This window comes from Bacillus sp. FSL K6-0255 (assembly GCF_045040725.1).
GTDB lineage: Bacteria > Bacillota > Bacilli > Bacillales > Bacillaceae > Bacillus > Bacillus subtilis.
Window position 1 is genome coordinate 2,202,744 of record NZ_CP150278.1, and the last position, 13,707, is coordinate 2,216,450.

General features: G+C 43.3%; 15 protein-coding genes. All 15 read right to left on the minus strand.

Annotated elements, in window-relative coordinates:
- Window positions 1-4 precede the first annotated feature (4 nt).
- On the minus strand, window positions 5-757 hold the full coding sequence (gene trpC, locus MHB62_RS11140) for an indole-3-glycerol phosphate synthase TrpC (protein ID WP_032722039.1): 753 nt from the start codon (window positions 755-757) through the stop codon (window positions 5-7).
- On the minus strand, window positions 750-1,766 hold the full coding sequence (gene trpD, locus MHB62_RS11145) for an anthranilate phosphoribosyltransferase (RefSeq protein ID WP_003245959.1): 1,017 nt from the start codon (window positions 1,764-1,766) through the stop codon (window positions 750-752). Before trpD ends, trpC begins: the two co-directional genes overlap by 8 nt.
- Window positions 1,738-3,285, minus strand: coding sequence for an anthranilate synthase component I (gene trpE, locus MHB62_RS11150; RefSeq protein WP_032722040.1), 1,548 nt, complete (start codon window positions 3,283-3,285; stop codon window positions 1,738-1,740). Before trpE ends, trpD begins: the two co-directional genes overlap by 29 nt.
- 215 nt (window positions 3,286-3,500) lie before the next feature.
- The gene (gene aroH / locus MHB62_RS11155; RefSeq protein ID WP_032722042.1) at window positions 3,501-3,884 is read right to left on the minus strand and encodes a chorismate mutase; all 384 of its coding nucleotides are present in this window, start codon (window positions 3,882-3,884) and stop codon (window positions 3,501-3,503) included.
- Entirely contained in the window at window positions 3,881-4,969 is a 1,089-nt protein-coding gene (gene aroB / locus MHB62_RS11160; RefSeq protein ID WP_014480126.1) for a 3-dehydroquinate synthase, read from the minus strand. Before aroB ends, aroH begins: the two co-directional genes overlap by 4 nt.
- Window positions 4,969-6,141, minus strand: coding sequence for a chorismate synthase (gene aroC, locus MHB62_RS11165; protein WP_004398727.1), 1,173 nt, complete (start codon window positions 6,139-6,141; stop codon window positions 4,969-4,971). Before aroC ends, aroB begins: the two co-directional genes overlap by 1 nt.
- Window positions 6,142-6,215: 74 nt before the next feature.
- Window positions 6,216-6,986, minus strand: coding sequence for a protein-glutamate O-methyltransferase CheR (gene cheR / locus MHB62_RS11170; protein ID WP_003230589.1), 771 nt, complete (start codon window positions 6,984-6,986; stop codon window positions 6,216-6,218).
- 236 nt (window positions 6,987-7,222) lie between these two features.
- Complete coding sequence (gene ndk / locus MHB62_RS11175) at window positions 7,223-7,672, minus strand: nucleoside-diphosphate kinase (protein ID WP_010886554.1); 450 nt, start codon at window positions 7,670-7,672, stop codon at window positions 7,223-7,225.
- Between the two features lie 117 nt (window positions 7,673-7,789).
- Window positions 7,790-8,752 carry a heptaprenyl diphosphate synthase component II gene (hepT, locus tag MHB62_RS11180; RefSeq protein WP_003246013.1) on the minus strand — a complete coding sequence of 321 codons (963 nt, stop codon included), beginning with the start codon at window positions 8,750-8,752 and terminating at the stop codon, window positions 7,790-7,792.
- A 25-nt stretch (window positions 8,753-8,777) separates the two neighbouring features.
- Complete coding sequence (gene menG / locus MHB62_RS11185) at window positions 8,778-9,479, minus strand: demethylmenaquinone methyltransferase (RefSeq protein ID WP_014480129.1); 702 nt, start codon at window positions 9,477-9,479, stop codon at window positions 8,778-8,780.
- Between the two features lie 6 nt (window positions 9,480-9,485).
- Window positions 9,486-10,241 carry a heptaprenyl diphosphate synthase component 1 gene (gene hepS / locus MHB62_RS11190; RefSeq protein ID WP_004398550.1) on the minus strand — a complete coding sequence of 252 codons (756 nt, stop codon included), beginning with the start codon at window positions 10,239-10,241 and terminating at the stop codon, window positions 9,486-9,488.
- 163 nt (window positions 10,242-10,404) lie between these two features.
- Window positions 10,405-10,632, minus strand: coding sequence for a trp RNA-binding attenuation protein MtrB (mtrB, locus tag MHB62_RS11195; RefSeq protein ID WP_003230576.1), 228 nt, complete (start codon window positions 10,630-10,632; stop codon window positions 10,405-10,407).
- A gap of 21 nt (window positions 10,633-10,653) precedes the next feature.
- The gene (gene folE, locus MHB62_RS11200; protein WP_003225516.1) at window positions 10,654-11,226 is read right to left on the minus strand and encodes a GTP cyclohydrolase I FolE; all 573 of its coding nucleotides are present in this window, start codon (window positions 11,224-11,226) and stop codon (window positions 10,654-10,656) included.
- A gap of 187 nt (window positions 11,227-11,413) precedes the next feature.
- Complete coding sequence (gene hbs, locus MHB62_RS11205) at window positions 11,414-11,692, minus strand: non-specific DNA-binding protein Hbs (RefSeq protein WP_003153447.1); 279 nt, start codon at window positions 11,690-11,692, stop codon at window positions 11,414-11,416.
- A 373-nt stretch (window positions 11,693-12,065) separates the two neighbouring features.
- Window positions 12,066-13,544 carry a stage IV sporulation protein A gene (gene spoIVA / locus MHB62_RS11210; protein WP_003230572.1) on the minus strand — a complete coding sequence of 493 codons (1,479 nt, stop codon included), beginning with the start codon at window positions 13,542-13,544 and terminating at the stop codon, window positions 12,066-12,068.
- Window positions 13,545-13,707: the final 163 nt, after the last annotated feature.

Here is a 13,707-nt window from a genome sequence, read left to right on the forward strand (position 1 = left end):
AACCTCACTCCCTAAACAAAGCATGGATTGCTTTACGCTGAGAAGTTTGTCTCATCAATGATTCACCGATAAGTACAGATCGCGCCCCATGTTCATTGACAAATGTTAAATGTTCTAAAGAACCGATTCCGCTTTCGCTGACAAGCAAGGATTCTTTCGGAACGAGAGATGCGATTTGTTCTGTCTGCTTTACAGATGTTTCAAACGTTTTTAGGTTTCGATTATTTACGCCGAGAATGTCGGGTGTGAACACTTTCAATATTTGTTCTAGCGTTGATGCATCATGAACCTCCACTAACACGTCCATCCCCTTTTCACCTGCTTCAAGATATAATTCATGAAGGTGTAAGGGATCAAGCACCTCGCCGATTAACAATATGGCATCCGCTCCGATTCTTCTTGATTCCTCTACTTGAAGAGAATCAATAATAAAATCTTTTCTAAGTACAGGAATCGAAACAGCACGCTTTACGTCTGATAAATAGCTGTTTTCCCCTTGAAAAAACGGGGTGTCTGTTAAAACGGAAATCGCATCTGCCTTCGCAGCCTCATAGTCTTTTGCAATCTGCACAGGCACAAAATTCTCTTTAATAAGCCCTTTTGACGGCGATGCTTTCTTCACTTCGGCAATCAACCCGATAAACCGATTCGGGCTTGCCAGCGCCTCCTTAAATGAACGTTTCTTGAAAGGCTGCTCTACCGGCAGAACCAGTGTTTTCACTTCTTCTTTCTTTTGTTTGATGATTTTTTCAAGCATAGATCTCTTCCTCTTTCTGCTTTAGTCGTTCAAGCTGCGCGGCAGCGCCTCCGCTTGTAATCGTCTCTAACGCCAGCTCCGTTCCTTCCTTCAGTGAGGCGGTAATTCCCGCCGTGTAAATCGCAGCTCCCGCATTAAAAGCCGTAATAGATAAAGCGGAACTGCTGCTTTTATTTTCAAAAATATTCTGAATGAGATAGGCGCTCTCTTTCGGTGACTGCACCTGTAAATCTTCAAGTCTGCCATTTGTGAAACCGAAATCTTCGGGTGAAACGGTATATTCCCGGCGCTCTCCGTCCTTTAATTCAATCACGTCGGTCGGTGCTGTAATTGAAAGCTCATCTAAACCGTCACGGCTTGATACAAACATGACGTGCTTCGGCTGAAACGTCTCCAGTGCGCTTGCCATCAGTCCAGCTTTTTCAACAGAATAGACCCCAATCACCTGACGCTTCGCCTGTAAAGGATTGCTGAGCGGCCCAAGCAGATTAAATACCGTTCTGAAACCTAGCTCTTTTCTAGTACCTGCTACATGTTTCATAGACGAATGGTAAAGCGGCGCAAAAAGAAATCCCATGTTGTTTGTTTCAATGCTGCTTTTGACCTTTTCGGGAGTGGTTTGAATAGAAACCTCTAGCTCCTCTAAAACATCAGCGCTTCCGCTTTTAGAAGAGACAGAGCGATTGCCATGCTTAGCGATTTTCGCGCCAGCTGCCGAGGCAACAATTGCCGAGGCCGTTGAGATATTAAAAGTGGAAATACCGTCTCCCCCTGTTCCGCATGTATCAACAATATCAGGAAGTCCATCGACTGTAAGAGCGTGTGCCCGCATTGCCTTCACAAAACCCGCAAGCTCTTCTGGCGTCTCCCCCCGATGAGCAAGAATAGACAATATACCACCCATTTCAGAAGGAGTCATTTCCGCTGCCATCATCATATTCATCAGCGTTTCAGCCTCACCGGCAGTAAGGGTTTTTCCATCAACGCACAATTGTAGAAATCTGTTCATCAGCTTTATCCTCCTTGCTATGAAACATGTCTTCTGCAATATGAATCGTTTTCAGCAGCGCACCGGCTTTATTACAGCTTTCTTCGTATTCGGCTTCCGGAACAGAATCAGCAACAATGCCAGCACCTGCCTGTATCGATGCAACACCGTTCTTTACACTCATCGTGCGAATCGTAATACAAGAGTCGATATTCCCGTCAAACCCAATGTAGGCAATACACCCGCCGTATGTCTCTCTCGGTGTTGGCTCGAGTTCTTGCAAAAGCTGCATGGCACGGATTTTGGGTGCGCCTGTTAAAGTCCCCGCCGGGAAAGCAGACATCAGTGCATCGACAGGATGAACCCCTTTTTTCAATCGGCCTGTAACCACCGAGATAATGTGCATGACATGTGAAAAGGAAACAATTTTTGTGAACTCCGGCACAGAAACAGAACCATACTCTGCTACTCTGCCGATATCGTTTCGGGCAAGATCAACGAGCATGTAATGCTCCGCCTTTTCTTTTTCATCCTTCATCAGCTCAACCTTCAGTCTCTCATCTTCAGCTTTGTCTGCGCCGCGTTTTCTCGTACCGGCAATCGGATGGATTTCTAAGTGCCCGTCTTGAACGTGTATTAACCGTTCCGGAGAGCTGCCGACTATTTCTCTGTCTAGCAGTTTCATATAATACATATACGGCGAAGGATTGACGATCCTAAGCACTCGGTATAACTCAAAAGCATCTGCTTTTATCGGCACCTCAAATTTTTGTGATAAAACACCCTGGAAGATATCTCCTGCTTTTATATAGCTTTTGATTTTTTCTACATCAGCCATAAAAGCCGATTTTTCATAATTAGAAGATACCGTCTCAAAGCTGGGTGTCTTGTATGAATCAGCAGAGAGAAACAGCTCTTTTATGTTTTTTTGGTCCATCATTTTTTCGATGAGATTTTGGAGCTCCAGATGATTTTGATGGAATACATCCATTTTTTCGTTTTCTGTTTCCTCTCCAGTGAGCCTTGCATATTGGATAAAGTGGACGTTTTTGGTTTCATGATCATACGCAATTAATGTCCGGCAAACAAACAGCATGCACTTTTCCATGTCTGTTTCTTTTGTATGCGAAGGAACAGAAGGCTCAATCAGCGGGATCATATCATAGCTTAAGTACCCGACAGCTCCGCCGACAAAAGGAATGCCAAGCTGAGGTGTTTTGATTTTGTATGTGGTATTCATCCAGTTCAGCACTTCTTTTAGTTCATTTCCTGTGTAAAGAGATTTGCTGTCCTGATCAGCGGCCGAAAAACGGCCCTGCTCTTCTTTAATTGTGAGAAATGGATTCAGGCCGATAAATGAATATCTGGACCAAGTGGATGTATCGTCCTTGCTTTCAAGAAGATACGTAATCTCCCTGTCAAGCTTCTCTATCATTTGAATGGGTGTCAGTGTATCGACTGTGAAGGTCTCCACAATCGGTATCGTGTGGTGGGACAAGCTGTCCTCTAAAAATGCGGAAATGTTTGATTGGAAATTCATTGCTCTCACTCCTTATGGCAAGGAGAATGAGAAGATGGCATGAGAGGATAAAATACTATATAACAAATAAACCCAAAAGAAAGACTTCTTTTGGGTAGAATAAACATAATGTCTCAGCTCAACTAAACTCATTCTCTGCTACCCTATTCTCTAACTCAACTCATTCTAATTGCTTTATACACACTCTTGTGTATTTCTAAGCTGTTCTTATCGTATTACAATTCAGTATTTTTTGTCAATGATAAATCGGGCCTCAATACGACGGCTTTTTCTAAATATACATGTCTGATCTGATCCTGAGGGACATCTGTCTGGACCGTCATCATGACTCTTATGCACTTTTTCAGACCGCCTGTTACGTCCATTTCCTGCATACATGTTACCGGTACATACTGCCATCCTGAAAGCTCGCGAACAGCTTTTGCCGGGAAAACAGCGTGCAAATCAGGTGTAGCCGACAGAAGCATTTGAACAACATCTTCCGGTTTTGTATGATTTTCTTCTATGATTTTCTCTAACAGCTGTTTTGTTTTTTGTAAAATTTCTTCTTCAGTATCCCGTTCAACTGTAGTTGCTCCGCGAATTCCGCGAATTATCATGATGTCTCCTCCAATCGCCATTTGTTCAGCCAGCTCTCAAGTTCATTTCTGGAAAATGTATGATCAGCAACTTTCCCTAATTCATTGAGCACAATAAACTGAATCTTCCCGCCACGGGTTTTCTTATCATTCATCATACGGTCCAAGAGAACCGAAGTTTCCGTCTCTTTTCTGATTTGACTTGGATAACCCAGGCTTTTTAGCCAGCTGACCAAACGTTTTCTGTCCATTTCACAGCCTACAGTCTTTTCGCTTATATATAAAGCAAACTGCATTCCGAGGGCTACGGCATCACCGTGAGTGATCTGCCCGTATCCATATTCCGCCTCAACGGCATGACCGAGCGTATGCCCGAAGTTTAAGTAAGCTCTTATCCCCTCTTCTTTTTCATCCTGCTGAACGACAGACGCTTTAATTGAAATGCCTTTAAAAATCATGTCATTCAGCTGATCATTAGTGATATCACGCAGTGAGTGGATATTCAGCAGCTCCTCCAGAAACGCTCTGTCATAGATAAAAGCGTGTTTAATCACTTCTGCCATTCCGGACCTAAGCTCTTTTTCAGGCAGAGAACGCAGGAAATCTGTATCATAGAGCACGGCTTTCGGCTGATAAAACGCACCGATTAGATTTTTTCCAAGCGGATGGTTCACGGCTACTTTTCCTCCGACTGCGCTGTCATGCGCCAAGAGCGTCGTAGGCATTTGGATGAAATCAATGCCGCGCATAAAAGTGGCAGCCACAAAACCGGCAAGATCCCCTACAACACCGCCACCGAATGCGATGATGCATGAGGAGCGATCCAAATGAAAACGAATCGCTTCACTCTGCAATTTTGTGTACATGTCCATGGATTTTGCCTGCTCTCCACTCGGTACCGTCACTTTTTTCACAGGCCATTTATCTTGCAGCAAATGGAGCATTTCATCACCATACAGGCGGTCCACTTCTTCATCCGTGACAAGCATAATCCTTGTTAAAGGCCTGTTTAAAGAGGTTAATAGTTCGCAAGCCTTTTTTCTGATACCTTGTCCGATAAAAACAGGATATGACGAGGAAGCAGTTTGAACATGCAGTGTCTTCATTAAAATTCCCTCGACAGTTTTCTCATATTCTCCACATTTTCTCTAATGCGGTCAATTTGATCTAATCCGAATTGTTCAACGACTGCGTTCGCAATTTCCCAAGCGACAGCCGCTTCAGCGACTACACTTGCCGCAGGAACAGCACAGCTGTCTGAACGTTCAATGCTGGCGGAAAACGGTTCTTTCGTTTCAATATCGACACTTTTCAGCGGTTTATACAAAGTCGGAATCGGCTTCATGACTCCGCGGACAACGATTGGCATCCCTGTCGTCATGCCGCCTTCCAGTCCGCCAAGTCTGTTAGTAGCACGGGTGTATCCTTTTTCCTCGTCCCAAATGATCTCGTCATGGACTTCGCTTCCATTTCGGCCTGCCGCCTCAAATCCGATCCCGAATTCCACACCTTTAAATGCATTAATTGACAGTACAGCGGCAGCAAGCTTGCTATCCAGTTTGCGGTCATAATGGACATAGCTGCCCACGCCTACCGGCATTCCCTCGACAATGACTTCTACTATTCCGCCGATGGAATCTCCGTTTGCCTTTGCTTCATCAATGGCAGCCATCATTTTTTTGCCTGCCTCTTCATCGTAGCATCTGACAGGAGACTCTTCCGTTACGCGCTGCAGGTCTTCAATTGACGTATATTCTGTTTTTTCAGCTTTAACAGCGCCAATTTGCAACACGTGGCCCGCCACCTTAATGCCAAGCTCAGAAAGAATCTTTTTAGCTACAGCCCCTGCCGCCACTCTGACAGTTGTTTCCCTTGCTGAAGAACGCTCAAGCACATTTCTCATATCACGATGATTATATTTAATTGCACCGTTTAAGTCAGCGTGCCCAGGTCTAGGTCTGGAAATCTGGCGCTTCATTTCCTTTTCTTCATCTTCTGTAATCGGGGCGGCGCCCATGATTTTTGTCCAATGCTTCCAATCGTTATTTTCAACTACGAGAGCAATTGGTGAACCGAGTGTACGTGCATGGCGCACCCCGCTCATAATTTTGGCCTGGTCTTTTTCGATCTGCATGCGGCGGCCGCGGCCGTGTCCTTTTTGGCGTCTGGCAAGCTCAAAATTGATATCTTCCTCCGTTATGTAAAGCCCGGCAGGTACACCCTCAATAATGGTTGTCAGTTGGGGGCCGTGTGATTCTCCGGCTGTTAAATATCTCATGACTTCTTCTCCCTTCATCGCATTAACGCTTTTAAGTAAGACTACTATAACATATTTTTCAGCAAAAAGTCAGTCTATCTTTTTTGATAAAAGAATGTATCGGCTGGGACTAGGCCAAACTTCTCGGGATTGAAGATTTGCTCGGTGCTGCCGACAAAAAGAACTCCATTCTTCTTCAAGCTATGTGCCATTTTTAAATACAGCTCTTCCTTCGCGCTTTCTGTAAAATAAATAAATACATTGCGGCACACGATTAAGTCAAAGTCTTGTTCATAACGATCCGCCAGCAAATTGTGCTTTTTGAATGTAATATTCTTTTTGATTTCCGTTTTCACTTCATAACTTCTATTTGCGTTTTGCGTAAAATAACGATCTTTCACAGATAGCGGCACTTCCTGTAAAGACCGCTCCTGATAAACGCCTTTTTTCGCTTTTTCCAATGCTTTTTCATCAATATCCGTCGCTAAAATCTGATAGCCCGGAAGACCTTTTTGCTGGTCCAAAAGCATGGCAAGCGTGTATGGCTCCTCCCCCGTTGAGCAGGCGGCACTCCAAATTTTTAAAGGCCTAGAGGTCTTGATTAACGGCAGAATTGCAGTCTCAAGAACTTCCCATCTTTTATAATTACGATAAAATTCTGAAACATTGATCGTCATTCTGTCCAATGTTTCATTTAAGAGAGCTTGATCCTTTTCCAATGCCGCAGCAAAGTCCTTAAAGCTTTGGAACCCCTTTTTCTCATAAAGTGACGTTAGCCTTCTCTTCATTTGTGCTTCTTTATATAGTGTCAAATCGACTCCGGTTAATTGTTTCCATTTCGTTGTAAATACGCTGTATGTATCCATCTCTACTCTCCCAGTCTCGCTGTCTTTTTGTCCTAGTATAGCTTGTTTTATCAGGAAATTGTATTGTTTCAATAAAAAAATCAGCTTTTCAGCTGATTTTAGATCGTTGGGAAAGGCAGAGGTCTGATGCACACTGCCAATCAACACTTTATTCACTTTAATGTAAACCTTTACAAAACAGATCAAAAACCGGCGGCGTTATATGATGCCGGCTCTGTTGCTTATTTTCACAATGATTAATAGATCCAGCCTGCCATAAGCTGCTGATATGATACTAATTCTTCATTCTTAAAGAAAATGTTAATCTCGCGTTCTGCACTTTCGAGAGAATCAGAGCCGTGGATGATGTTTTTTCCGACAAACATGCCATAATCCCCACGAATCGTACCAGGTAAAGCTTCTTTAGGGTTTGTTTTTCCGATCAGCTGTCTCGTCACTTCAATGACATTTTCGCCTTCCCACACCATTGCGAATACAGGTCCTGAAGTAATAAACTCAACGAGCTCTCCGAAGAAAGGCTTTCCTTGATGTTCGGCGTAGTGTTTCTCAGCCATTTGTTCAGTCACTCTCATTAACTTGGCGCCAGCTAATTGTAAGCCCTTACGTTCGAATCTAGATAAAATGTCCCCAATGAGCTGACGTTGGACACCGTCTGGTTTCACCATGATAAAAGTCTTTTCCATCATATTCTCCACCCCATCATTATGTATGTATAGGCTTTCACACTGCACACCGAAATCGTAACATCTTTCTGATAATTAATCAATCCGGGGCGGAGAAATTTCTTAATATCTACAAAAAAATTAAAATTTTCTTTTACCGATATATTTTGCGATGGCTGCAAGAGATGAGCGTGCGCGCCCTCGAGGAAGCGTGTTTAATTTCTGAAAAGCTTTCTGCAGATACATTTCGCTTACTGCCATAGATGCTTCAATTGCATCTGTTTTTTTGATTTCTTCAATGATTGGTTCAAGCTGTTCCTGCGTTGTCTCACTGTTAATCAATTTAAGCTGGTTTTTTAATGCAGGATTTTTCAGGGCATACAGCACTGGCAATGTGACGTTTCCTTGAAGCAAATCTCCTCCAACGGGTTTACCCAGCTCTTCTTCAGTTGAAGTAAAATCAAGAATATCATCAATAATCTGATAAGACATGCCGACGTAATACCCAAACCAGTACAATGCCTTATGAATCTTCTCATCAGCTCCAGACGCAATAGCACCAAGCTGGCAGCTGACCGCGATCAAGAGAGCCGTTTTTCTTTTGATACGGCGGAGATACGTTCTGAGATTTTGTTCCATGTTGTATTTGTCTTTGATCTGCTCAATTTCCCCTAGACAAACTTCAACGATCGTCTGTGACAAAATCCTATGGGCTTTCGGTTCGTTAATTCTCGTCATCATTTCAAGAGATCCCGCAAGCATATAATCGCCTGTGTACATCGCAATACGATTGTCCCACTTTGCTTTGATTGTCGGTTTTCCTCGGCGAAGCTCCGCATCATCAATGACATCATCATGAACCAAAGATGCCATGTGAATCATTTCCAGAGTGACGGCGACATATTTAATCTTATTAATATCGTAATCGCCAAACATGCCAGAAAGCAGCACGAAAACAGGCCGAATACGTTTCCCTCCGGCCTGCAGCAGGTGAAGACCTGCCTCGCTTAAAAGCGGGTAATCGGAACGTACGGTTTGTTCAAGTTCTCTTTCGATTACATCAATATCGTCATTTAAAAAAGAGTAGGCCATTTTAAATTTCATATCATTCACCCAAACATCTGTGTTTTCATTTCCATCCGATATGCGTGGCAGCGACTCCGCCAGTAAACGAATGATATTTAACATTTTTCAGGCCCGCCTCTTCAAACAGGCCTGCCAGTTCCTTCATTCCAGGGAAATCTCTGGCTGATTCTTGAAGCCAAGAATATTCTTTATAGCTCTTCGCAAACAGTTTCCCGAAAAACGGCATAATATACTTAAAGTACATAAAGTAAGCCTGTCTGAATCCGATCATTTCCGGCTGGGACGTTTCCAGACATACCACCTGCCCGCCCGGCTTCACTACACGTCTCATCTCTTTCAGTACAGTCAAGTAATCAGGGACATTGCGGAGTCCGAAGCCAATGGTGACATAATCAAATGTATCATCATCAAAAGGAAGCTCCATCGCATTTCCGTGCAGCAGTTCAATTTGGCTGAATCCGCCGTCTTTTACTTTCTGCTCGCCGACACTCAGCATATTTTCACTGAAATCCAAGCCCTTGATCTCGCCGCTTTTGCCGGCCGCTTTTGCAAGAGCGATCGTCCAGTCAGCCGTTCCGCAGCAGACATCAAGTGCTTTTGCGCCTTCTTTTACATTCATGATGCGCATCGTTTTGTCGCGCCATTTTTTATGCTGCTGAAAACTGATGACAGAGTTCATTTGGTCATAGTTTTTATATATTTTTTCAAATACTCCGTGTACGCGCTGTTCTTTTGAGTCCTGCATAATGGTTTACCCTTCTTCCACTTTCTGATGATAGGTTTGATCTTGGCTGATTGTCTTCAGACGGTTTATTAAAATGTTCTGAATAGGTGAATTTAGAGGCAGAAGTGACTCAATGCTGTTTTTCGCTTTTTTAAAACAATCTTCTAATATCTCTTCTTTTGTTTTTCCCAGCTGTATAAAACTGCCGATCACATCCAGAAATGCATCATTTCCGTTCATAAGCCGCTTAAATACAAAAAAATCACTCGACAGCTTTTTCCAGCGCGGAAGGTTGAAGTGTTCCGCCACACGATGGAATAAAGCTGATTCAACGATGCCGACACTTTCGAAAAAATCGTTTTCGTCCTTGAAAGAACGGTCATACAGACGAATTTTATGTTCGTTGATTTCTTTAATGGCTGTAGCAAGCGTCCGAATCATGTAGATATCCTTCATTTCAGATAGTAAAGAGTAGTACAGCCCGCTGAAATAATCGCCCGCGAGAACAGTCAATTGGCGGTTTTTGTTTTCGTCTCGTTTTATGACTCTAGCTGTCGTCACTTCATCATGGGTATCAAGGGCGCTTTGTACAAGCATCGCTGTTACAATATAATTTTCTCTGTCGTTGTTTTTTATGTCGGCTTCTTCAAATAAAGCATGAAAAAGAAGAAGCTTATCCTCATCAATTTTCGGCGCAGAAATATGCTTCGCTAAATAAGGATGAGACAGCTTTTGTTTTAATTTCGTGTTCAGATTGGCTAAAGTTCCGTAGATGTCTTGCAAAAATATCACCCTTGTCCCCAAATTCACATTTATTTCTTAATCTATGTATGAGTTTTATCTTTTCATTCGCTTACGCAGGTATCATTATAGCATAAAAAAAAGAAATTGGCTGTATCCTCCCGCTGTTTGCGAGCATTTGCTTTTAACAGCGGGGACAGCCAGCTTATTTTTTTTCGCTTTTCATTTCTCCGTACGCGGTTTGAATCAGTGCCTCTCCTCTGACTTTAATGGCAGAAGTATGCTCTGTAAACTGAGCGATGATCACTTCTCCCTTGTCGAGTTTTTCGGAATGGTGAAACTTTGTGTCTGTTCCTCTTGTCAGGCCGATCACATTCACTCCGTCCTCAACGGCTTTAATGACGACAAAATCACTTGAATGCTTTTGGTTCATTTATAGCACCCTCTATCTTTATTAGTCCTGGCGTTTAATATGTTCCAATACTTCTGCACGGGCAGCGGCATCATCTTTAAAAACACCTCTGACTGCTGAAGTCACAGTTTTCGCACCCGGTTTTCTTACACCGCGCATCGTCATGCACATGTGTTCCGCTTCAACCACTACCATTACGCCATGCGGATCAAGCGTTTCTACGATGCTTTCTGCAATTGTAGAAGTGATGCGTTCCTGAAGCTGCGGGCGCTTTGCAACGGCTTCAACGGCACGTGCCAGTTTGCTGAGCCCTGTGACCTTTCCGCCTCGCGGGATATATGCAACATGTGCTTTTCCATAAAAGGGAACAAGGTGATGCTCACACATAGAATGAAATGCGATATCTTTTACAAGAACAAGCTCCTCATGGTTTTCACCGAAGATAGTCTGGAAATGTTCTTTTGGATCTTCATTCAAGCCGGAGAATACTTCGGCATACATCTTTGCGACTCTTTTCGGAGTATCAAGAAGCCCTTCTCTATTCGGGTCTTCTCCGATCGCTTCTAAAATTTGACGAACAGCTTGTTCGATTTGCTCTTTATTAACTTCTTTCATGTTCTATGTCCTCCACCAATGAATACATTTAATTTCGATTCTAGCACATATGCCCCGCTAAAAGCAAAGTGAATGCCCTGTCAGGAAGCCCATGCTCTTGAAATATGAAAAGCCCCTTAGAAAGGGGCTTTTCTGTGAAGAAATAAAGTGTATGTAAGCTAGATGCATACACGATCTATATTCACAATTATTTTCCGGCAACTGCGTCTTTAAGCGCTTTACCTGGTTTGAAAGCAGGTACTTTGCTTGCTGGAATTTCGATTTCTTCACCTGTTTGAGGGTTGCGCCCTTTACGTGCAGAACGTTCACGCACCTCGAAGTTACCAAAACCGATCAGTTGGATTTTATCACCGTTTTTAAGTGCATCTAAGATCGTATCAAAAACAGAGTCAACTGCTTTTGTAGCGTCTTTTTTAGACAATTCGCTTGCTTCTGCAACCGCATTGATAAGTTCTGTTTTGTTCATGCCTTTCACCTCCTCCCAAAAGGATACATTCAGTTCGTTTATTATCATTTCTTCACAGTTCAGTCTGATTCTAAACCTGTCTCAGAAAAAAATGAGAGCAAGTAAGAGAAAGACAATTAAACGGCTTTTTAAGAAAAACTGCACTCTGAGGAATGTTTGTCCAACAAAGTGAAGAATTTCTGTATGTAGAGTAACACATATAAAAAGCCATATCAAGCATTTTAAAGCGTCAATCCCTTGCTCGTCAAGGATTTAAGGTGATTTACCGAACGAATATTCCTTTTTTTCCTTTTTTCATCCTATTCCTTGATCCTTTTCCATTATTAAGAGCAAAGAAAAAAGACCTCCCATTCTATAAAGAGGTCTACCGGTATTACAGGATGATGGCGATTAAGCCGCCAGAGCCTTCGTTTATGATTCTTTCTAATGTTTCTTTTAATTTATACCGTGCGTTTTCAGGCATCAATGACAGCTTTGCCTGAATCCCTTCTCTCACAATTGAGCTCAGCGACCTTCCGAAGATATCGGAATTCCAGATGGAGAGCGGATCATCCTCAAAGTCCTGCATTAAATAGCGTACAAGCTCTTCACTTTGTTTTTCCGTTCCGATAATCGGGGCGAATTCGCTTTCGACATCTACTTTGATCATATGGATCGACGGAGCGACAGCTTTCAGCCTCACACCGAATCGCGAGCCCTGCCTTATAATTTCCGGCTCATCGAGACTCATATCAGCTAAAGCAGGCGCTGCAATGCCGTATCCCGTCTGTTTGACCATTTTTAAGGCATCAGACACTTGATCATATTCTGTTTTCGCATGGGCGAAGTCTTGCATGAGCTCAAGCAGATGGTCTCTTCCTCTGATTTCGACGCCCACAACTTCTTTTAGGATTTGATCATATAGATGATCAGGCGCGTACAAATCAATTTCTGCCACCCCTTGGCCCAGCTCAATTCCGGCTAATCCGGCACTTTCAATGAATTCAAACTCGCTGAATTGGCCGACAACCCTGTCTACGTCCCGGAGCCGTTTAATATCCTTAACCGTTTCCTTCACGGACTCCTGATAGCTTTCACGCAGCCAATGGTTTTCTTTCAGCACCATTACCCAGCTTGGGAGATTGACATTCACTTCTAGCACCGGAAACTCGTAGAGGGCCTCTCTGAGCACACTCAGCACATCTGATTCCCGCATGCTCTCTACACTCATTGCCAATACCGGGATATCATATTTTTCGCTTAAATCCTGGCGCATGGCTTCCGTTTCCGGGTGATACGGCCTGACTGAGTTGATGACCATAATAAAAGGTTTGCCAACCTCTTTCAGCTCTTCAATGACTCTTTCTTCAGCCTCTATATAGTCACTTCTGGCGATATCTCCAATGGTGCCGTCTGTCGTAATGACAACTCCGATGGTCGAGTGTTCTTGAATGACTTTTCGAGTGCCGATTTCAGCAGCCTCATGAAATGGGATCGGTTCTTCGTACCAAGGCGTATTGATCATCCGCGGCCCGTTTTCATCTTCGTATCCTTTAGCGCCGGGCACTGTGTAACCTACACAATCTACTAATCTTATATTCACATCGAGTCCGTCTGACACATGAACAGACATCGCCTGATTCGGAACAAATTTAGGCTCTGTAGTCATAATGGTTTTGCCGGCTGCGCTCTGCGGCAGTTCATCCTGCGCTCGGGCCCGGTCTGCTTCGTTACTGATATTCGGGAGCACCACAAGCTCCATAAATTTTTTAATGAACGTGGATTTTCCTGTACGGACAGCACCTACGACTCCTAAGTATATATCGCCTCCTGTTCGTTCAGCGATATCCTTGAAAATATCGACCTTTTCCAAGTGATCCCCTCCCGGACTTCCTATCCTTTTCAATTTTATTAAGCTCTTTCAATCAAACACAGGACACTATATGTGTATGACGTTGTCCTATTTGAATATGACATCTTTAGAAAATTTCTCATCCTCAATCTATTAATATAAAAAAACCTTTCTCCCTATTTGT